The 18,646-nt window shown below is 63.2% G+C and carries 17 protein-coding genes and 5 tRNA genes; 17 read left to right on the forward strand and 5 right to left on the reverse strand.

Annotated features, from left to right (window positions below):
• Nucleotides 1–116 precede the first annotated feature (116 nt).
• From Q0K06_RS04735 to Q0K06_RS04780, 10 genes are all read left to right on the forward strand, one after another.
• Nucleotides 117–192, forward strand: a tRNA-Asn gene (locus tag Q0K06_RS04735).
• A 69-nt stretch (nucleotides 193–261) separates the two neighbouring features.
• A tRNA-Ile gene (locus Q0K06_RS04740) sits at nucleotides 262–338 on the forward strand.
• Between the two features lie 3 nt (nucleotides 339–341).
• Nucleotides 342–417 (forward strand) — tRNA-Trp (locus Q0K06_RS04745).
• Nucleotides 418–456: 39 nt separating this feature from the next.
• Nucleotides 457–533 (forward strand) — tRNA-Asp (locus Q0K06_RS04750).
• A gap of 26 nt (nucleotides 534–559) precedes the next feature.
• Nucleotides 560–635 (forward strand) — tRNA-Thr (locus Q0K06_RS04755).
• A gap of 451 nt (nucleotides 636–1,086) precedes the next feature.
• The gene (locus Q0K06_RS04760) at nucleotides 1,087–2,535 is read left to right on the forward strand and encodes an SWIM zinc finger family protein (protein WP_294549217.1); all 1,449 of its coding nucleotides are present in this window, start codon (nucleotides 1,087–1,089) and stop codon (nucleotides 2,533–2,535) included.
• Nucleotides 2,536–2,547: 12 nt separating this feature from the next.
• Entirely contained in the window at nucleotides 2,548–4,476 is a 1,929-nt protein-coding gene (locus Q0K06_RS04765) for a hypothetical protein (protein ID WP_294549220.1), read from the forward strand.
• Nucleotides 4,469–5,560 (forward strand): AAA family ATPase, encoded by a 1,092-nt coding sequence (locus Q0K06_RS04770; RefSeq protein ID WP_294549223.1) that lies wholly within the window; start codon nucleotides 4,469–4,471, stop codon nucleotides 5,558–5,560. Before Q0K06_RS04765 ends, Q0K06_RS04770 begins: the two co-directional genes overlap by 8 nt.
• Complete coding sequence (locus tag Q0K06_RS04775) at nucleotides 5,560–7,812, forward strand: DUF5682 family protein (RefSeq protein ID WP_294549226.1); 2,253 nt, start codon at nucleotides 5,560–5,562, stop codon at nucleotides 7,810–7,812. The genes Q0K06_RS04770 and Q0K06_RS04775 overlap by 1 nt, the downstream gene beginning before the upstream one ends.
• A gap of 13 nt (nucleotides 7,813–7,825) precedes the next feature.
• The gene (locus Q0K06_RS04780) at nucleotides 7,826–9,019 is read left to right on the forward strand and encodes a VWA domain-containing protein (RefSeq protein WP_294549229.1); all 1,194 of its coding nucleotides are present in this window, start codon (nucleotides 7,826–7,828) and stop codon (nucleotides 9,017–9,019) included.
• A gap of 204 nt (nucleotides 9,020–9,223) precedes the next feature.
• On the opposite strand, the gene Q0K06_RS04785 is transcribed toward Q0K06_RS04780, so the two are convergent.
• The 5 genes from Q0K06_RS04785 to Q0K06_RS04805 form a co-directional block, all read right to left on the reverse strand.
• Entirely contained in the window at nucleotides 9,224–10,060 is an 837-nt protein-coding gene (locus Q0K06_RS04785; protein ID WP_294549232.1) for a hypothetical protein, read from the reverse strand.
• A 28-nt stretch (nucleotides 10,061–10,088) separates the two neighbouring features.
• Nucleotides 10,089–10,559, reverse strand: coding sequence for a hypothetical protein (locus Q0K06_RS04790; protein WP_294549235.1), 471 nt, complete (start codon nucleotides 10,557–10,559; stop codon nucleotides 10,089–10,091).
• A gap of 141 nt (nucleotides 10,560–10,700) precedes the next feature.
• The gene (locus tag Q0K06_RS04795) at nucleotides 10,701–10,985 is read right to left on the reverse strand and encodes a hypothetical protein (protein ID WP_294549238.1); all 285 of its coding nucleotides are present in this window, start codon (nucleotides 10,983–10,985) and stop codon (nucleotides 10,701–10,703) included.
• 67 nt (nucleotides 10,986–11,052) lie between these two features.
• Nucleotides 11,053–11,640 carry a hypothetical protein gene (locus Q0K06_RS04800; protein WP_294549240.1) on the reverse strand — a complete coding sequence of 196 codons (588 nt, stop codon included), beginning with the start codon at nucleotides 11,638–11,640 and terminating at the stop codon, nucleotides 11,053–11,055.
• A gap of 252 nt (nucleotides 11,641–11,892) precedes the next feature.
• A complete protein-coding gene (locus tag Q0K06_RS04805; protein WP_294549242.1) occupies nucleotides 11,893–12,408 on the reverse strand; it encodes an RNA polymerase sigma factor in 516 nt (171 codons plus the stop codon).
• Between the two features lie 335 nt (nucleotides 12,409–12,743).
• On the opposite strand from Q0K06_RS04805, the gene Q0K06_RS04810 reads away from it, so the two are divergent.
• The 7 genes from Q0K06_RS04810 (at nucleotide 12,744) to Q0K06_RS04840 (ending at nucleotide 18,643) form a co-directional block, all read left to right on the forward strand.
• Nucleotides 12,744–13,826, forward strand: a complete 1,083-nt coding sequence (locus Q0K06_RS04810) for a DnaB-like helicase C-terminal domain-containing protein (protein ID WP_294549244.1) — start codon at nucleotides 12,744–12,746, stop codon at nucleotides 13,824–13,826.
• Between the two features lie 4 nt (nucleotides 13,827–13,830).
• Entirely contained in the window at nucleotides 13,831–14,721 is an 891-nt protein-coding gene (locus tag Q0K06_RS04815) for a hypothetical protein (RefSeq protein ID WP_294549247.1), read from the forward strand.
• A gap of 683 nt (nucleotides 14,722–15,404) precedes the next feature.
• Nucleotides 15,405–15,824 carry a hypothetical protein gene (locus Q0K06_RS04820; protein ID WP_294549250.1) on the forward strand — a complete coding sequence of 140 codons (420 nt, stop codon included), beginning with the start codon at nucleotides 15,405–15,407 and terminating at the stop codon, nucleotides 15,822–15,824.
• 136 nt (nucleotides 15,825–15,960) lie between these two features.
• The gene (locus tag Q0K06_RS04825) at nucleotides 15,961–16,398 is read left to right on the forward strand and encodes a single-stranded DNA-binding protein (protein ID WP_294549253.1); all 438 of its coding nucleotides are present in this window, start codon (nucleotides 15,961–15,963) and stop codon (nucleotides 16,396–16,398) included.
• An 88-nt stretch (nucleotides 16,399–16,486) separates the two neighbouring features.
• Entirely contained in the window at nucleotides 16,487–17,770 is a 1,284-nt protein-coding gene (locus Q0K06_RS04830) for a VirD4-like conjugal transfer protein, CD1115 family (protein ID WP_294549256.1), read from the forward strand.
• A complete protein-coding gene (locus tag Q0K06_RS04835) occupies nucleotides 17,754–18,116 on the forward strand; it encodes a hypothetical protein (protein WP_294549261.1) in 363 nt (120 codons plus the stop codon). The genes Q0K06_RS04830 and Q0K06_RS04835 overlap by 17 nt, the downstream gene beginning before the upstream one ends.
• A 50-nt stretch (nucleotides 18,117–18,166) precedes the next feature.
• Nucleotides 18,167–18,643, forward strand: coding sequence for a hypothetical protein (locus Q0K06_RS04840; protein WP_294549264.1), 477 nt, complete (start codon nucleotides 18,167–18,169; stop codon nucleotides 18,641–18,643).
• Nucleotides 18,644–18,646: the final 3 nt, after the last annotated feature.

Raw genomic sequence — 18,646 nt, forward strand, 5'->3', positions numbered from 1 at the left:
ACACGGCAGTTAAGCTCACCTGCGCCGAAAATACTTGGCTGGAGACGGCCCGGAAAGATAGGTAACGCCAACACAAACAAAAGGGTCTGGTCTGACCAGACCGGGCCCTTCCATATTCCTCCTTAGCTCAGTCGGTAGAGCCCGCGGCTGTTAACCGCGTTGTCGTTGGTTCGAGTCCAACAGGGGGAGCCATAAATGAAGTGGCTTGCCGCCACGTACGCCGTGACGGCAAGCCGTTTTTCTTTTCAGTGGACGGCATATGGGCCTTTAGCTCAGTTGGTTAGAGCAGCCGGCTCATAACCGGCCGGTCCACGGTTCGAGCCCGTGAAGGCCCACCACACAGGGGTATAGCTCAGCTGGTAGAGCAGCGGTCTCCAAAACCGCGTGCCGAGGGTTCGATTCCTTCTGCCCCTGCCAGAATCATTGCAGCAAAGGCTGTTTTGTATAACCTGAGATGGCGCGGTAGTTCAGTTGGTTAGAACGCCGGCCTGTCACGCCGGAGGTCGAGGGTTCAAGTCCCTTCCGCGTCGCCATTGTTGGGTGCAATCGCGCCTGACATGCTGCTATAGCTCAGTCGGTAGAGCGCATCCTTGGTAAGGATGAGGTCCCCAGTTCAAATCTGGGTAGCAGCTCCATTGAAACCCGTTGTCCCGCAAGGGATAGCGGGTTTTTACTTTTTCTGGGAAATATGCGGAAAAGCAAAAAGGGCAGAGAAAAGGATAAAGCAAGAAGCGGGAGGTGCTTTTTAAGGCGCCTCCCGCTTTTGATTTGCCGGATGCCGGGATAAGGTGTGAAGGCGCCCGCAAAAGAGAACTTACGAGGGGCGAACCGGATGTTTTTCTGTGGACGATACCGGGGCGCCAGCTTTTGAATGGGGAAAAACCGGCACAATGTCTTGCCGCCAAGGCCGCCGGGGGGGGGCGAGCCCAAAACAGCCGCGGACTGGTTTATTCGGGCCGCCCAATTTCCGCATTTTCTTTTTCAATATAATATGGTAAGATCATCGTAAATGCGAGCCCCGTGCCAAGCTCAAAATCATATGGCGGATGCGGCTGCTGCCTGTCCGCCTAATAAAAGGGTGGTTACATGGAACTGACGGAACAATTTATTCTGCTTCAAGCCCCCAATCCCGCAGCGGCGGAGAACGGCCGCAAGCTGTCCCGGGGCGGCAAGTTTTCCGGTCTGTGCCGCAGCGGGGACGGGACCCTGGTTTGGGGCGCCTGCGCCGGCAGCGGAAAGACGCCCTACCGGGTGTCGGTGGACTGGACTGACCCACAGGCGCCGGTATGCCGGTGCTCCTGCCCCAGCCGGCAGTTTCCCTGCAAGCACGCCCTGGGGCTCATGTTTGAGCAGCTGAGCGGAAAGCCCTTTGCTGAGGCGGACATCCCGGAGGACCTGGCAGAGAAGCGGGCCAGGCAGGCCGCCCGGGCCGCCAAAAAGGAGGCGGCCGCACAGACCCCGGCTGAGAAGAAGCCCGCCAAGACCAACAAGGCGGCCCAGGCCAAACGGCTCAGCCGCCAGCTGGAGGGCCTGGATATGGCGGAGCGGATGGTGGAAGACCTGCTGAATGCCGGCCTGGGCAGTCTGGGAGGTAGCTCCGCCAAGACCTATGAGCAGCTGACCAAGGAGCTGGGCAACCACTATCTGACCGGGCCGCAGACCGCCTTTTCCCGCATTGCTCTGGCGGTGCGCACCATTCAGCAGGCTCCGGATCAGGCGGCGCAGGCCTATGACGAGGCACTGCGGGTGCTCATTGCCCTGCGGTCCACCATTAAAAAGGGCCGGGCCTTTTTGCAGCAGAAGCTGGAGGCGGGCCAGTTCTCCGCCGAGGACAATATCCTCTATGAGGCCATGGGGGGCGTATGGCGGCTGGAAGATCTGGCCGCCATCGGAGCCTGCCGGGAGAAGGTCCGGCTGGTACAGCTCTCCTTTGACGTGTCCTACGACCAGGCCAGGCGGGAGTATGTGGAGCGGGGTTTCTGGCTGGACCTAGACACCGGGCATGTGGACCAGACGCTGAACCTGAGGCCGGTGAAGGCCCTGAAGTATGTGAAGGGAGAGGACAGCTGCTTCTCTCTACTGGAGGTTCCGGCGCTGTACACCTATCCCGGCGAGGGCTGCCGCCGCATTCGCTGGGAGAGCGCCGCGCCCCGGCCCATCACGAGGGAGGAGCAGGCGTCCCTGCCTTCCCTGGCCCAGCCCGACCTGGCCGCAGCGGTGAAGCAGGCCAAGAACCAGTTTAAAAACACCCTTCTGCCCAAATTCATGCCCGTGCTGCTGCCTGTGGGCCGGGTTGGGTCAGTGGGCGGCGCCTTTGTGCTGGAGGACCCCGCCGGCGGCCGCATGGTCCTGCGGGATCGGCTGGAGGACGGGGCCGACCACGCCTCAGCGGCCCGGGTGGCGGCGGTGCCCGGCGGCATCCGGAGGGGGGACGCCCTCTTCGGGCTTATGTTCTACCACCGGGAGGACCGGTCCCTCTGCCTGCACCCGTACAGCGTGGTGACCCGGTTCAACATTATCCGGCTTCAGTATTAAGGGGGGATTGCAGTGGATTTGCAGCCTTTGTATGAGGTGCAGGAGCGGCTGGAGCACGCCGCCGTGGCGGGCACGGGCATTTTAAATGAGGATTTCCGGCTGAAGCGGGCCCGGGAGGGGCTGGCCCCGCTGGCCGCCGCCAGTCCTGTGTTTGCCAAAATCGGTGCCGGGCTGGACGCCCTGCTGTCCGCGGCCCCGGAGAAGCGGGGCGGCGCCCTGCTGGACGTACTGGCTCTGGTGGACGCAGTGGCGTACACCCAGGCGTCGGCGGGCGCGGCCGGGGAGCTGGAGCCCCTGCCCCCCGGCGCAGGAACCTGCCAGCAGGCGTCCTATGGCCAGCTCAAGCCGCTGCTGGAGGCGCTGACCGGCACCGGCAGCGGGCGGATTGGGGTGGTGCAGGAGACCCTCCGTGCCCACCCGGAGTATTTTTCCGACTACCGGGTGCTGCCCGCTCTGGTCTCCGGCCTGGGGGACAGCTACGGGGAGCTGGCCGATTTAAACGCGGCCATTTTGTCACGGCAGGGGCCGAGTATCCTGCCGCTGCTGGAGACGGGCTTTGATCCCGCCGGAGGCCGGACCATGGCCCGGCGTGTGGAGGTCATGGCGGGCGCGGCCGGGGCCCAGGCCAACGGTTTCTTCCTGGCGCAGCTGCCCCAGGCGAAAAAGGACGTCCGCCTGGCTCTGATTGGCGCCCTGGGCTGCGAGCCATCCAATGCGCCGCTTCTGCTGGAGCTGTGCCGGACTGAGCGAAAGGGCGCGTCCCGCGACCTGGCCCACCAGGCCCTGGCCCGGCTGGACACGCCGGAGGGAGAGGCCTATCTGACAGAACAGGCGGCCAAGGACCCGGACAAGCTTCTGGAGCTGCTGCGGGGCATTTCCTCCCCGGTGGCCGGCCGCCTCACCGCCCGGATGTTTGAAGAGACCCTGGACCGGATGGAGGCCCGCCCGGAGGACGTGCTGCCCCGCGAGATGTGGGCGCGGCTCAAGGGACTGTGCCAGACCCTGTACGGCAAGGGAGGCCCGGAGATCCGGGACCTCTACCGCCGCCTGGCCGGCCTGACGGAGCGCCAGCTGGACCGGCAGGTGGAGGGAGAGAAGGGAAATGCGGAGCGGCTGCACTTCTCCTGTTTTAACGCGGAGTATCAGGGCTCCTTCCGGCTGCTGGCGGCGCTGGAGCTGTGCCAGACCATTATGTCGGGCGGGGACGGGGCCCTGTGCCGGCTGGCGGTAGAACTTCAGGCTCAGGGGGGCGAGGACTTTCTGGCCCCGGCCCTGGCGGCCCGGCTCCTCACCCAGGCCCCGGCGGACAGCTGCGCCTGGGCGGAGAAGCAGCTCATCAAGACCGGCCTGCTGGGGACCAGGGTGCGCCAGGAGGCCGTCCTGCCCTTCCGCTATGTGCTGAGCACCCTGCGCTGGGATGAGCAGCGGGAGACCTACTGCTGGGCTGTGGGTGCCGGGCCCGCCCATGGGCTTCCCGTGGCCATCCCGCCCCTGGATATCCGGTGGTTTTCCCTGCTGGCCCGGGAGAGCGGCGGGCTGGACGCGGTGCTGCTGAATCTGCTGGAGGGGCGGCCGTTCCCCGGCCTGCCCAGAGAGGTGGCCGCCTATCTGTACCGCGCCGCCCTGCGAAACCCCAGCTACGGCCAGGTCCACCGGACCATTCGCATTCTGGCGGGGCTGGGCTGGACGGAGTGGGAGGGCTTTGTGGTCCAGTGGGCCAGAAAGAACAGCTGCCCTGCCCAGTGGGAGATTATGAGCCTGCTGGATCAGCTCCCTGTCCCCTTCCGGGAAAAGGAGGCCCAGCTCAGGGAGCTGGACCGGCTGATAAAGGAGAAAAAGCTGAAGGTCCAGCGGGGCTACTGGACCATGTCCGGGGTAGAGCGGTACCTGGAGAAGTGGCGGCAGGAGGCCCTGCAGAGAGGAGAAGAATACCATGGCTGAGCAGAACGTACAGCGCCTCCCGGCGGAGGAGCTCTACCGCCGGGAGCTGGAGGCCCTCATGGCCGCCGAGCAGGACCCCATTCCCACCGGCTGGCGCATGTCCCCCCGGTCGGTGCTGACCTATATCATGGGCGGCGAGAAGGTAAAGGGGGTGGAGATCACCCCCAAGTACATGGGCAGCCGCCGCCTGGTGGAGATTGCCATCGCCACCCTGGTCACCGACCGGGCCCTGCTGCTCATCGGCGAGCCGGGCACAGCTAAGTCCTGGCTCAGCGAGCACCTGGCCGCCGCCGTCAACGGGGACTCCACCAAGGTCATCCAGGGCACCGCAGGCACCACCGAGGAGCAGATCCGCTACTCCTGGAACTACGCCATGCTCATCGCCAGAGGCCCCAGCCCGGAGGCCATGGTGAAGAGCCCGGTGTACCGGGCCATGGAGACCGGCTCCATCGCCCGCCTGGAGGAGATCTCCCGCTGCGCCAGCGAGGTGCAGGACGCCCTCATCTCCATCCTGTCGGAGAAGCGGCTCAGCGTGCCCGAGCTGGGCCTGGAGGTGCCTGCGGTCAAGGGCTTCTCGGTCATTGCCACTGCCAACACCAGGGACAAGGGCGTCAACGACATGTCCGCCGCCCTGAAGCGGCGGTTCAACATCGTGGTGCTGCCCACCCCCACCGACCTGGCCACCGAACTGGAGATTGTCCGCACCCGGGTGGAGCAGCTCTCGGCCGGGATGGACCTGAACGCCCGTCAGCCCGGGGAGGACACGGTGGAAAAAGTGGTCACCATCTTCCGGGAGCTGCGGGCAGGGGCCACCCTGGACGGCAAGCAGAAGCTGAAAACCACCACCGGCGTGCTCTCCACCGCCGAGGCCATCTCCCTGCTGGCCAACTCCATGGCCCTGGCGGGCAGCTTCGGCAGCGGCACCGTCACGGCGGAGGATTTGGCCGCCGCCCTCCAGGGGGCGGTGGTGAAGGACGAGGAGAAGGACCGGCTGGCCTGGAAGGAGTACCTGGAGAACGTGATGAAAAAGCGCGGAAGCGGCTGGCTGCCTCTGTACCGGGCCTGCCGGGAACTGGAGCCTTGATGGACGGCCCGGTTTTGTTCGGCGTGCGCCACCTGTCCCCGGCGGCGGCCTTCCAGCTGGAGCGGGCCCTGGAGGAGTGCCGGCCCCAGCTGGTGCTGGTGGAGGGCCCCTCCGACTTAAACGACCAGATGCACTGGCTCTGCCATCCGGAGACCAGATTTCCGGCGGCCATTTTGGCCTACACCAGCGAGCCGCCGGTGCGCACCATCCTGTACCCGCTGGCCGTCTATTCCCCGGAGCTGCGGGCCGTTCTCTGGGCCCACGCCCACGGCGTCGAGTGCCGGTTTATGGACCTGCCCTCCGGGGCCATGCTGGCCCTGGAGGAGGCGGGGGAGGACCGGGAGGAGCCGGAGGAGAACACCGAGTGGGTCTACCGGCAGCTGGAGCAGCGCACCGGGGAGGAGCACGACACCTTCTGGGAGCGGAGCTTTGAGCAGCTGGAGGACTGGCGGGCCTTCCAGGCGGCGGTCAACACCTTTGGGGAGCAGCTGCGCCGCACTGCCCGGGACGGGAAATTCCGCACCGCCAAAACCCTGGTCCGGGAGGCCTATATGAAGCGGGTTATCGGGGAGGCGGTGGAGGCGGGCGTGCCGCCGGAGCGGATTTTCTGCGTCTGCGGCGCCTTCCATGTGCCCGGCCTGCGGGAGAACCAGCCCATGACGGATGAGGAGCTTGCCGCCCTGCCCCGGGCCGACTGCACTGCCACCCTGATGCCCTACTCCTATTACCGCCTCTCCAGCCGCTCCGGCTACGGGGCGGGGAACAGGGCCCCGGCCTACTTTGAGCTGCTGTGGGACGCCCTTCACCAGGGCGGCCCCGGGGATCTGCCCAGCCTCTATCTGACCCGCCTGGCCGCAGCCCACCGGAAGGCGGGCAATCTGGTGTCATCAGCGGAGGTCATTGAGGCCCTGCGTCTGGCCAGGGCTCTGTGCGCCCTGCGGGGGAGCCGGTATCCCGTTCTGGCGGACCTGCGGGACGGGGCGGTGGCAGCCATGGGCCACGGCAATTTCTCCGAACTGGCGGTGGCCGCGGCAGACACGGAGATCGGAACCAAGGTGGGCTTTATCCCCGAGGGAGTGAGCCGCACTTCGGTCCAGGAGGATTTCTACCGGCAGCTGCGGGAGCTGCGGCTGGAGAAGTACCGGGGGATGGAGCAGCAGCAGCTGGACCTGGACCTGCGGGAGCGGCTGAACGTAAAGGATCCCAAAGCCGCCCTGCTGGACCTGCGGCGCTCCCGGTTCCTCCACCGGCTGCGGGTGCTGGGCATCCGCTTCGCCGCCCCGCTGCCCTCCCGGCAGCAGGGGGCCAACTGGGGGGAGTACTGGGCCCTGCGCTGGACTCCCGAGGCGGAGATTGAGGTGGTGGAGGCCTCCCTGCTGGGGGACACGGTGGAGGGGGCCGCCGCCTTTGCCTTGAAGGAGCGGGGAGAGGCCTGCTCCAGCATCGCCCAGGCCGCCGCCGTGTTCCAGGACGCCTTTCTGTGCGGCATGCCTGCCGCCGCCCGCCACGCGCTGAAGGTGCTCCAGAGTCTGGCGGTGGACGCGGCCGCCCTCACCGACGTGGCGGACACCGCCGTCCGGCTGTCCCTGGTGGTGCGGTACGGGGACCTGCACCGGTTTGACCCGGCCCCGGTGGTGCCCCTGCTCCAGCAGCTGTTCCTCCGGGCCTGCCTGACCCTGGAGGACGCCTGCCGGTGCGACGCCAAGGCGGCCCCGGCTGTCACCGCCGCCATGGACCAGCTCAACCGGCTCCAGCTGGACCACGACTGCCTGGACGGGGAGCGGTGGCTGGAGCTGCTCGGCCGGGTGTCCGACCGGGACGACCTGAATACCCTCTGCTCCGGCTTTGCCATGGCCGCCCTGCTGGAGCGGGGGGAGGCGGACGAGGCGCTCCTTGCCCGGGAAATCTCCCGCCGGCTCTCTCCCGGCGTGCCCGCCGAGCTGGGCGCCGGGTGGTTTGAGGGCCTGGCGTCCAAAAACCGGTGCGCCCTCATTGCCCGCCTGTCCCTGTGGAGGCACCTGGACGATTACCTGAGCGCCCTGGACGAGGGACAGTTCCGCCGGGCTCTGGTCTTTCTCCGCCGGGCCTTCTCCGGGTTCACTCCGGCGGAGAAGAGCGACATTGCAGAAAACCTGGGGGAGATCTGGGGCGTAAACCGGGAACAGGCCGCCGAGGCCCTGATGGGAGAGCTGACCCAGAGCGAGCAGGAGGCGCTGAAGGGTCTGGAGGACTTTGATTTTGACGATATCTGAGGGGGTGTGCGCAATGGCACGGCAGGAACAACTGGCCCGGTGGCGGCTGATACTGGGCGCGGAGAGCCAGCCGGACTTTGCACGGATGGGGGCAGCGCCCCTGTCCCAGGAGGAGCTGCTGATGGACGGCGCCCTGGCCGCCATCTACGGCGGGCCGGGGGAGAGCTTCGGCGCGGCGGGGCAGGGCGGTGGACGCGGTCCCTCCGCCCCCCACATTGCCAAGTGGCTGGGGGACCTGCGCAGCCTCTTTGACCCGGAGATTGTGGCCGTGGTGCAGAACGACGCCATTGAGCGCAAGGGCTTAAAGCAGCTGCTGCTGGAGCCGGAACTGCTGGAGGGGCTGGAGCCGGACATGAACCTGGCTGCCACACTGCTGATGCTCAAGGACCAGATTCCCAAAAAATCAAAGGAGTCGGCCCGGCGCTTTATCCGAAAGATTGTGGAGCAGATCAACCGGCTGCTGGAGGAGGACGTGCGCCGGGCGGTGACCGCAGCCCTGAACCGGCGGGCCCACTCGCCCCTGCCCAGCGCCGCCGCCATCGATTTCCCCTGTACCATCCGCCGCAACCTGCACAACTACCGCCCGGAGCTGGGCGCCATTGTCCCCGAGCGGGTGTGGTTCTTTGACCGCTCCAGCCGGGCCAACCGGTGGCATATCATCCTGGACATCGACCAGAGCGGCTCCATGGGTCCCTCCATTTTCTACTCCTCCGTTATGGCCTGCATTCTGGCCTCCATGACGGCGGTACGCACCCACGTGGTGGCCTTTGACACCCAGATTATGGACCTGACGCCCCTGTGCGCCGACCCGGTGGATCTGCTCTTTGGCTTTCAGATGGGGGGCGGCACCGACATCGCCAAGTCCGTTGCCTACTGCCAGGGACTGGTGGAGGAGCCTGCCAAGACCATCTTTTTCCTCATCTCCGACCTGGAGGAGGGGGGCAACCGGGCCGCGCTGCTCCGCCGCCTGGAGGAGCTGAAGGGCGCCGGGGTCACGGTGGTGGCGCTGCTGGCCATTGCCGACGGCGGAAAGCCCTATTACGACGCGCAGACCGCCCAGCGCATTGCCGGGATGGACATCCCCTGCTTTGCCTGCGCCCCCGACCGGCTGCCCGAAATGCTGGAGCGGGTTCTCAAGGGGCAGGACCTGGCGGCGTTCGCCGCGGAGGAGCGCGGCAGGTCCGCCCCCTCCCGCGCTGGGCAGTAGAGCGGATATGCGGTGGACACAGAGAGAAACGCGGCCTCCGGAGCATGGCGCTCCGGAGGCCGTGTTGTGCTGTCGGGCCGCCCGGCTTGAACGGCGAATCCTCTGCCGCGGGGGAAAAATAATGGTGCGGGACAGCGCTCAATGCGCAGCCGTGCAGGGAAATGCGCGCCGCAGGGGCGCGGGCGATCGCCCGGAACCGTGGGGTCAGCGCATGATCATATAGGATATGACGGCCTCTGCGAGCACCACCACGGCGCTGGTTTTTGGGGGGCGCTTTTTTGAGAGCATCACGCCGAACAGGATCAGGGAAATTCCAAAGCAGATCAAGACCACAGGGAGAAAGGGAGCAGCGGCAAACATAACGCCCAGAAATCCCGTACAGGCGGCATAGAGGCCATACTCGCTGCACTCATCCTTGCACCGCCCCGCCTCCAGGTCCTCCGGGGTCAGGCCGCAGGCGGCGAGGGCCATTGCCTCGGCCAGCTGCCGGGCCTTGCGGCAGGCGGCCTCCTGCATGAGGTCGAAGGGGTAGAAGGAGTTCTTGCGGAAATAGAAGGGGGTCAGATCCATATAAAGCGGCTGCGTCTGGTCGCCCAGCAGGAAGTGGAAGGTCAGCGTTTTCCCGCGCTTCCCGGTGAGCCGGACCCCTTTTACGATACCGGCATTGAACGGGACAGGCGTGCCCAGCTGGTAGCTCCGCGCGTGCCTGTCATAGGACATGGGAATTACCCAGAAGGAGTCGCCGTCCGCAACAAAGACCGTGTAATAATAAGTGCTGCTGAGCACCGTCACCTTGCTGCCGCCGCTGGCGGAGCTCTCCCGGTGGAGGGAGAAGAGCACGTTGTCGTCGTTGGCCTGGGGCAGGAGCTGCTGAATCCGGGCCACCAGCGCCCGGCGATCCGCGCCCTCCATGGCCCGCCTGCGCCGGGCCGCCCGCTTGATCCAAATGATGGGGCCCGTCTCATAGATCCGCGCCAGCATAACCGACACGACGACCAGGACGAACAGTACGGTTACTGCTCCGGAAACTGTAAATTTCAATTCTATTTCTCCTTTTTTCTCACTCCGCTCAGTGGCGGCATTTTTCCAGCTTGATGATTTCCAGCTGCTGGCTGTTTTGGGCAAACACAGCGGCATAGCCGCACCCGGGCTCCGGCTGAAGCGAGAGATGGGCCTGCATGCTGTAATGCTTTCGGACGGCATAGAGATCCTTCGTCCAGGACACGGTCGCGTCCAGTTCCACGGGTCCGGGGGCCATATAGCAGGCAATCCCCTTTGAGACGCCGAATCCGGGGGCGTCTTTTGCGTCAAATACCTGGGAGAGCGTGCCCTTCTGACACACGACTTTCCCGTCGTTGTGCGGCAGGTCCTGTACGTAGAGGTAGAGCACCGCCGCATCGGGATGCTCCGAACGGAAATTCTCTGCGATGCTGCGGGAGCGCCTCTGGGCCTGCCGGCGGAGCAGCAGGATCAGAAGGACAAGAATGACCGCAATCGCTGCTGTTTCCGGGGCGCTGAGGGGATGATTCCAAAAATTCATGGCGTTGCCTCCTGATACGAACTGCGGGGACATGGCTTTTGGGCAGACGGTCAGGCCGTCCCGCTGGGGCGCGCCGTCCTGGGGGTCCGGCTGATTTCCGGCGGATGCCCTGTGCAGCGCGTTTTCCGGGGAAGCCTCTGCTTACGGCAGCCCGAGAAAATCGTCCAGCTCCCCGCGCGAAAAGAGGTACGAGTCCTGCCACTTGTCCAGGTCCCGGACCGGAAGGAAGATAGAGAGCATTACAATCCGGCGTCCACAGCCGGGACACCGGTAGGCGATGGCTTCGCAGGCATACACCCCGGCCGGAATGTCCGCCCGGCACGCCGCCCGGCTCAGATTCCGCCTGTAATACTCCGCGTCCTTGTGGGGGATGTAATGGCCCACTGTCATGGGGAGCGTGTAGAGCCGGCGGAGGGTCACGTCCATTGGAACCTGGCACGTTCCGCACCAGTCATCGAGGAGAGACGCTTTGATTTTGCGGAAAATACCCATATTAGCCGGCCTGAGCTCCGGCGCTCTTCAGAACGTCTACCATCATATCCGCCTTGGAGATGCCGGTGAGGATATAGTTGCTGTCCATACGCCATCTCTTGTTGGAGGTAAAGGTGTTGACCCGGATTTTAATGCCGTCCACAACAAACAGAAAGCTGACGCGGCTGCTGCCCTTCAGAAATCCGGCGCCAGAACAGCCGTCGTCCACCCAGATTTTGGAGATGCGGCTGGCAGGGAGGACAAAATATTCAAACGGATTCCAGAAGAAGAGCAGCGCGATCTGTCCCTTTTCCCCATCGGCGATTACAATGCAGCTTCTGCTTCTAAAGGTGTGGCTGCGGGCAAAGCCCTTGGCATCCAGCGCATGTTCCATGGCCTTTTCTCTGGCGCGGAAGAGAGCGCGGCCGGCGAAAGTCCACCAGAGTACGGAGAGAATGGTGGGCGCAGTCAGCAGGAGGGAACGCGTCGAGTTGTCGGTCGGACAGTATTTGACGCCCACCCAGGCGCACAGAAAAATAAGAACGACGGGCACTAAAATGTAGCACAGCAGATACAATAGGTTGGTCTTTTTTACTTTTTTGTTTTCCATCGGGTTCACTCCTTCTTTTCGTTCAGAGGGCGCAGGGGCATCCTCTTGGGGACAGGGCCTCTCTTCCGGGCAGAGCGGAAGGAGACGCTGTCCAAGCGCACCTCTCCCCCTCACGTATCTCTAAAACGAAGAAAGGGAGGCGGTTTTGGACACGGACCTTCAAATTATTGTCCGCGCGGCGGTCTGAACGCCGGGCGCCGCCAGGGAGGACCATGGCGGCGCTGCCGCGCCGGGGAGACAGGCTTTCCGCAATCAAAAAATGCCCTCCCGCTCACACAGGCTTTTGAGCTTGTGCTTGGCCCGCTGGTCCAGCTTGATAGCGGCGGACAGGGACATCCCCAGCATTTTGGCGATTTCTCTAACGCTGTATCCCTGGTGGTAGTGGAGCAGGATCATCCTCCGATATCTGGCGGGAAGGGCCAGAATGCAGGCGGCCAGAGGCTTGTCGCCGTCATATTCGACCTGTGCGCCCGGAAGGCCGTCAATGAGCTCCACCGTGGGGTGCTTTTGCAGCTGCCGATATTGGTCGATGGCTCTGTGCTCCACAATCGTAACAACAAAGCTGTGGGTCTGGGGACACATAGGGTCGCCGATTTTTTTCATGTTTTCTGCTATCTTTACAAATGCGTGGTGGACCGCGTCCTCGGCGTCCTGCCTGTTATGCAGTATATTGAATGCCACATGAAACATAAGGCCCCGATACTTCAGGTAGAGCAGCTCAAATTTGGACTGCTCGTCTGGAGTTTCGATCATCTGAAGATAAATCATAATAACAGGAATCTCCGGTTGATGAATTTTACCGCCGAAAAGATAAAAAGCAGCGGCAGCAGGAGGCTGTTCTGCAAAGCCGCAGCAGTTTTGCGGCGCCGGCAGCCCGGCGGCTGGGGGGAAGCGCCGGCTGGCCGCCTGAACTGGCCCCAATATATATCGGAACCTTTTTAAAAATGTTTAGCATGGCCGAATATTTCGAGCTTTTATAAAAAGCGGGCACTGAAAAGACCGGCGCTTTCGTCCCGCGGCCCGGACGCCGCTCTTTGACTTTGACCGGCATCCGTGATAGCATAAGACAAACGCTGCTGCGGCAATTGAAAGGGGCGATGGACATGTCTGAAACTGAGCTGGAACGCGGGGGAGCAGGGGCTGTCCCCGGCCGGTCCCTCAGCGACTGCGCCGGGCAGTTCACCAGGGAGGAGATTGGCAGCATCTCCACCGAGCGGGTGCCCACCGGCTTTCCCGCCCTGGACCGGAGCCTGAACGGGGGGCTGTTCAACGGCCTGTTTGTGCTGGGCGCGGTGCCCGGTCTGGGCAAGTCCACCCTGGCCCTCCAGATTGCCAACAACCTGTCCGGACGGGGCTATCCGGTGCTCTACTTCACCCTGGAGATGAGCCGGGCCTGGATTACCGCCAAGGCCCTGTGCCGGGCGGACTTTGCCCTTCACCGGCAGCCCGGCTTTCAGGCCGCGGACCTGCTGAACCGGGAGAAGCGGTTCACCGACGGGGAGTGGGAGCGGATCAACCAGGCCAGAGAGCTGGTGGAGCGGGACGGACGGAACCTCTACCTCTACGAGCAGGGATCGGATTTGACCAATATCGGCCAAATCCGCCAGCGCATCTGCCGGTTCCGGGAGCAGTACCGGGCCGCCGGCGGAAAGCAGCCCATCCTGGTGGTGGTGGATTATCTGCAAATTCTCAGCCCCCGGGACCCCGTGCTGAAGCTTAGCGACAAACAGATTGTGGACGACAACGTGCGGGAGCTGTGCGCCATCCGGGACCAGGAGCAGGTCATGATCCTGCTCATCAGCGCCCTGAACCGGTTTAGCTACAACAAGGAGATCTCCCTGGAGAGCTTTAAGGAGTCCGGATCCATTGAGTATTCCGCCGACGTCATTCTGGGTATGCAGTACCAGGGGATGGAGCAGAGCAGGAAGAAGCCCCCCTTCTCCCTGGAGGAGGCCAAGGCGCGCACCCCCCGGAAGCTGGAACTGACCCTGCTGAAAATGCGGTACGGCCAGGACGGGGTGCGTATCCCCCTGGAATTTTACAGCGGCAGCTCCTACTTCCAGGAGCCGGAGGAGGCGGAGCGGGTGCAGCCCGCCCGGGTCCAGGCCCTGCGGGAGCGGTTTGCGGCGCTGCCTGTCCAGTATCACGACGGATTCCACCAGAAGGCCCGCCGGCGGAAGGGGTGAGGGCATGGAACAGTTTATGATGAACAACTGCAAAATCGCCAACGAGCTGCGGAAATACCGGGACCTGACCGGCTGCATCAACCGGGTCAGCCTGTCCGACGACCCGGACAACTACGCCGAATATGTAGTCACGCAGGAGCTGTCCTACCTGGATATGGTGACGGCCAACGCCGTCTACTCCCTGTGGCGGTCCGGGGAAGGGGAGAACGGCTTTGGCGCGGAGACCATTGGAAAAATCATGGCCGGGGACATGAGCCGACGGCTGCGGAGGGAAAAACGGGAGGAGATGGAGGCGCGGCTTCGGCGGCTGGCCGGGACCGAGATTTATATCCTGGCCGACCACGACCAGCAGGCTGCCCAGGGGGCTTATGAGGGCCCCATACTGTCCCTTGACTGGGAGGAGGTGGGGAGCGGGCTGCGCTTCCGCTTCCGGCCCGGCGGACAAATGCCCCTCTACCAGTACGCGGAGGAGCGGAACCAGCTCATTCGGATTCCCATCGCCCTGCTGCGGGACGACAAAACCCTGGGCCAAACCAGGCTTAACAACAGCGACCAGACCCTGCTGCTGCGGCATTACCTGCTTCAGGAGCTGGAGATCATCCACTATCCGTCCAACCGGGTGGACCAGCGGGAGCTCCGGCTGCTGAAACGGGACGAGTACGGCGATGAGTACGGGATTTTGTGGATTTTGGGCCTGCTGGGGGACGGCCAGGCCCAGACTACTGAGGCAAAGCGGGCCCAGCAGGTCATCGCGCAGCTTATGGACAACTGGCGAAAGAGCGGATATGTAACAGAGGACCAGTATCAGTTCCTTTCTGCGGAAAAAGGTTATGGCATATTGCTGTTACGAGGAGACAAAGCGGAAAAGAAAAGAAACAAAAAAGAGAAAAAATGAAATAATCCATTTTTATCCATTCATGAACCGCCTGGGGCCCAACGGATTGAAAATTGTTTCGCCATTATAATCTAATAAGATGAATGGGAATCAGGTAGAACAAGTACAGAACTTCGTTCTGCCCCCATTCAGCTGCGGCCTCTGTAAGAGGCTCTTTCACCCGACTTCCGACAGGAAGCCGGGTATTTTTTTGCCCAGACTACAAGTAGTAACAAAGTATGAAGCCGGCCTGTGTGCGCTTCTGTGACACGAAGGTGCAGAGAATCCAAAGTGAGCCTGTACGAAAAGGGACCACCGGTCCCTGGAGAGTAAAGACGAGAAATATAGAAAATACGGACAATTTGCAGAGCAGAACAGATAGTCTGTGTGCAATTCTGCTTCTCTGAGCGTCACGGAGGATATTCGCATAAATGGGGCCCCAAAGGGCCCCAACGGGTAATATTGTGAAAAAATAAAAATAAGACAACTGCACTGCGAATACGGAGGTGAAAAAAACGCATTGCAGATACCCGGAACAGCCGCCATAAACCGGGGTTCCGGATAACAACGAAGGAGAAAAAACCCTATCCGGGTTTTCGGGTGTGTTGATGAGAGACGTAAAAGGGACCCTCCGGGCCCACAGGTAAAATTGTGAAGAAACAGGGCGAAAAGCCTGAAACATCATCAGAAAGGAAGTAAACATTATGAAAAACAGCAAGTATCTGTACAACGCCCTTGGCGACCGCAGCGGAGCGCTCACCCGTGAGAACCCCATCCACTGCTACGGCGAGGAGCAGACCATCACCGGCCGTGTGTACGGTGGCTGGAGGAAATTTCGGCGCCCGGGCGGCAGCAGCCAGTATGTGTTCAAGCTGACCGGGACCAACGAAGCTGGAAAGCCGGGGACCCGCAAGCTGACCGAACTGGAGCTCTATGTGAACACCGACCAGAATCTGGGCGATGTGGAGCAGGTGCTGTGCGGCGGCCGGCTTCTGGAAATCGACTTCTACCAGCGCTACGACGTGTACATCGACCGGGACGGCGAGATAGCCCAGCGCGGCTTCCTGTTCATCGATGGCCTGGAGAATATCCGGCTGCTGGACGATACAGCCGCTACGGCGTAAGGCCTGCGGCACAGGGAGAAGGTGATATAAGCCCGCCGGGGCGGCTCTGTCCCGCCCCGGCCGCCCCTGAGCGTCTGCTCAATAAACCGCGAACCTCACATAAAAACATCAATTATATGAAAAAGGAGTGCTTTATATGAATAACATGAATACCCGCAACTATGGTGTGGTCATTGGCCGCCTGGTCCGTCAGCCCAAGGTGTACGAGAACCGGGACGGCTCCCACAAGGTCCTCTACACCCTGGCAGTCAGCCGCAACTTCTCCAACAAGGAGGGCAAGCGGGACAGCGACTTTGTGAACCTGGAGGCCTTTCTGCCCGCCAGAAGCCGGCTGGACCAGTCCGTGTACAGCTGCATCCGGGTGGGTGAGCTGATGGCGGTGCGCTACACCATCCGCACCAGCACCTACACCGATGCCAACGGGGAGGGCAGATTTGGCACCAGCCTGCTCACCCAGGACGTGGAGCTGCTGGAGGGCAAGCCCGCAGACGCGGAACAGCCCGCCCGCGGCAGAGAGACGAGAGAGACGAAGGGAGGTGTGGAGCTGCAGAAGGAGGACGAGCTCCCCTTTTGACGCCGGCGGCATGCGGGGCGGCGGCAGCGCCGCCCCGCATGCCGCCCCGGGAGAACACCAGACGGAAATGGAAAAGGAGCTGATAAATATGAAATGCCGCTCTCAGCGCATTCTGGCCAGGGACATCTACATTGACAACGACACCTGGGCCACCGGAAATAATAACAACGACCTGATTATCGGCCCGTCGGGAGCCGGAAAGACCAGGGGCTACGTCATTCCGAACATTCTCCAGGCCGAGGGCAGCCTGGTGGTCACCGACACCAAGGGCAGCCTCTGCCGCCAGTTTCAGCCCTACCTGGAGTCCAGAGGCTACCAGGTCATTGAGCTCAACTTCGCCAGGATGGACGGGAATACATGGGGCTATAACCCTCTGGCCTCCATCCGGTATGACCGGGAACAGGGGGAGTACAGCCAGCAGGACATCATCTCCCTGTCCAACATCATCGCCCCGGTGCTCACCAGGGACGACCCCTTCTGGGACCAGTCCGCCCAGATTTACCTCCAGGCCCTGGTGGGCTACGTGCTGGAGTGCCTGCCCGAGGAGGAGCGCAACCTGAACTCGGTGTGCAGGCTCAGCGGCCTCATCGGAAGCATCACCCTGGACCAGATGTTCCGGGAGCTGGGCGAGCTGAAGCCGGACTGCTTCGCGGTGTCCCGCTACCGCAGCATGCTCACCACCCGCTCCGCCAGCCGGACCGACGCCTGCATCCGGGCTTTCCTGGACCGGCATCTGCTGCCCCTGAGCTATTCCGGAGTGAGCCGGATGTTCTCCAACCGGCAGCAGGTCAGCTTTGAGCGCATCGGCACCCGGAAGACCGCCGTGTTCCTCACCGTCAGCGACACCGACCGCTCCAACGACCAGCTGGTCAACCTGTTCTACGCCCAGGCCTTTCAGCGGCTGGTGGCTCTGGCAGACCGGTGCCCCGGTTCCCGGCTGCCTGTTCCGGTGCGCTTCATCCTGGACGATTTCGCCACGAATACCGTCATTCCCGACTTTGACAACCTGATTTCCGTTATCCGGTTCCGGGAAATGTCGGTGAGCCTGATTATCCAGAGCCTGTCCCAGCTGGAGAGCATCTATGGCCGGACGAAGAGCCAGACCATTGTAAACAACTGCGACAACTGGCTCTATCTGGGCGGACTGGACCTGCAGACCGCCCAGGAGATGAGCACCCGGCTCAACCGAACCGTGCAGTCTGTGCTGAACATGTCCCACGACGACGCGGTGGTGCTCACCCGGGGCCAGGCGCCCCGGAAGTGCGCCAAGTTCATGCCGGAGGACCACCCCTTCTGGAAGGCGGCCATGGCGCGGCTGGCTGCCGACGGAAAAACCGAAGAAAGGAGCCTTTTCTATGAGAGAGCAGTATAACAGCGCGCCTGCGGTCCGGCCCTCCCTGGAGGAGCGGCTGGACCGCCTGAAAAAGGGCCTGGTCAGCGACAGCATGGTGCTGGACGCCCGGCTGGAGCACATGAGCAGCTTTCCCCTGGCCGACTGGTTCGGAGAGCACCGGGAGCGCCTGGAGCAGCTGAGCCGGGCCTTTCCCGGCATCACCGGGGACATGACCTTCGGCCAGGCCGCGGACGTACTCTGGGAGCACCGGGATACCCGGCGGGGCGCGGAGGGCATGTGGCTTCTCCTGGCCCCGCTGCTGGACGCAGACCGCTATATGGTAAAACACAACGATGGAGGTGCATTCTATTGGGGAGCCAGATAATCACGCGCCCTCTGGCCCAGCGGCTGGAGGCAGCCGGCCGGAGGGGAATTTTGCGGTCCAATTCACCGAAAAATCCCTTCTGGGTGCCGGAAGAGAATCCCGTGCTCCGGCTCTGGGACATGACCCTGGAGGAGTACTGCCAGACAGTCCGGCGGGCCGTCGGATTGGATCTGCGGACCGAGTGCGGGGCGGCCTTCTGCACGGCCTGGCCTGAGCTGATTCAGTCTGACTGGAACATCGGGCTGGTGGCCATCCTGGGCCACGGGTACCGGCTGACTCATCCGGACTGGGAAGAGGAGCCGCCGCAGGACGGCGGCCCGGAGGACCAGCCGCGCTATGTCCCGGCCGGCGACCCATACAGCGTGTGGGTCCGATGGGAGGACAGCCCTGTGCGCACCATCGGGGAGGCCCGGGACAGGGAAGCGCTGGAGCGGAACCTGGTGAAGCTGGTGCTGAGCCCGTTTCACGCCATGGAAGTAAAAAAGAAAGAGAAGAAAGACCCGGACAACCGGGAGAAAGGACGGTAAACC

It is taken from the genome of uncultured Pseudoflavonifractor sp., assembly GCF_944387805.1.
Classification (GTDB): domain Bacteria; phylum Bacillota; class Clostridia; order Oscillospirales; family Oscillospiraceae; genus Pseudoflavonifractor.

Coding starts and splice junctions, on each gene's coding strand:
- Q0K06_RS04760 (WP_294549217.1), top strand. CDS start 1,087: ATGGAACTGACGGAACAATTTATTCTGCTTCAAGCCCCCAATCCCGCA.
- Q0K06_RS04770 (WP_294549223.1), top strand. CDS start 4,469: ATGGCTGAGCAGAACGTACAGCGCCTCCCGGCGGAGGAGCTCTACCGC.
- Q0K06_RS04775 (WP_294549226.1), top strand. CDS start 5,560: ATGGACGGCCCGGTTTTGTTCGGCGTGCGCCACCTGTCCCCGGCGGCG.
- Q0K06_RS04780 (WP_294549229.1), top strand. CDS start 7,826: ATGGCACGGCAGGAACAACTGGCCCGGTGGCGGCTGATACTGGGCGCG.
- Q0K06_RS04790 (WP_294549235.1), bottom strand. CDS start 10,559: ATGAATTTTTGGAATCATCCCCTCAGCGCCCCGGAAACAGCAGCGATT.
- Q0K06_RS04795 (WP_294549238.1), bottom strand. CDS start 10,985: ATGGACGTGACCCTCCGCCGGCTCTACACGCTCCCCATGACAGTGGGC.
- Q0K06_RS04800 (WP_294549240.1), bottom strand. CDS start 11,640: ATGGAAAACAAAAAAGTAAAAAAGACCAACCTATTGTATCTGCTGTGC.
- Q0K06_RS04805 (WP_294549242.1), bottom strand. CDS start 12,408: ATGATTTATCTTCAGATGATCGAAACTCCAGACGAGCAGTCCAAATTT.
- Q0K06_RS04810 (WP_294549244.1), top strand. CDS start 12,744: ATGTCTGAAACTGAGCTGGAACGCGGGGGAGCAGGGGCTGTCCCCGGC.
- Q0K06_RS04815 (WP_294549247.1), top strand. CDS start 13,831: ATGGAACAGTTTATGATGAACAACTGCAAAATCGCCAACGAGCTGCGG.
- Q0K06_RS04820 (WP_294549250.1), top strand. CDS start 15,405: ATGAAAAACAGCAAGTATCTGTACAACGCCCTTGGCGACCGCAGCGGA.
- Q0K06_RS04825 (WP_294549253.1), top strand. CDS start 15,961: ATGAATAACATGAATACCCGCAACTATGGTGTGGTCATTGGCCGCCTG.
- Q0K06_RS04830 (WP_294549256.1), top strand. CDS start 16,487: ATGAAATGCCGCTCTCAGCGCATTCTGGCCAGGGACATCTACATTGAC.
- Q0K06_RS04835 (WP_294549261.1), top strand. CDS start 17,754: ATGAGAGAGCAGTATAACAGCGCGCCTGCGGTCCGGCCCTCCCTGGAG.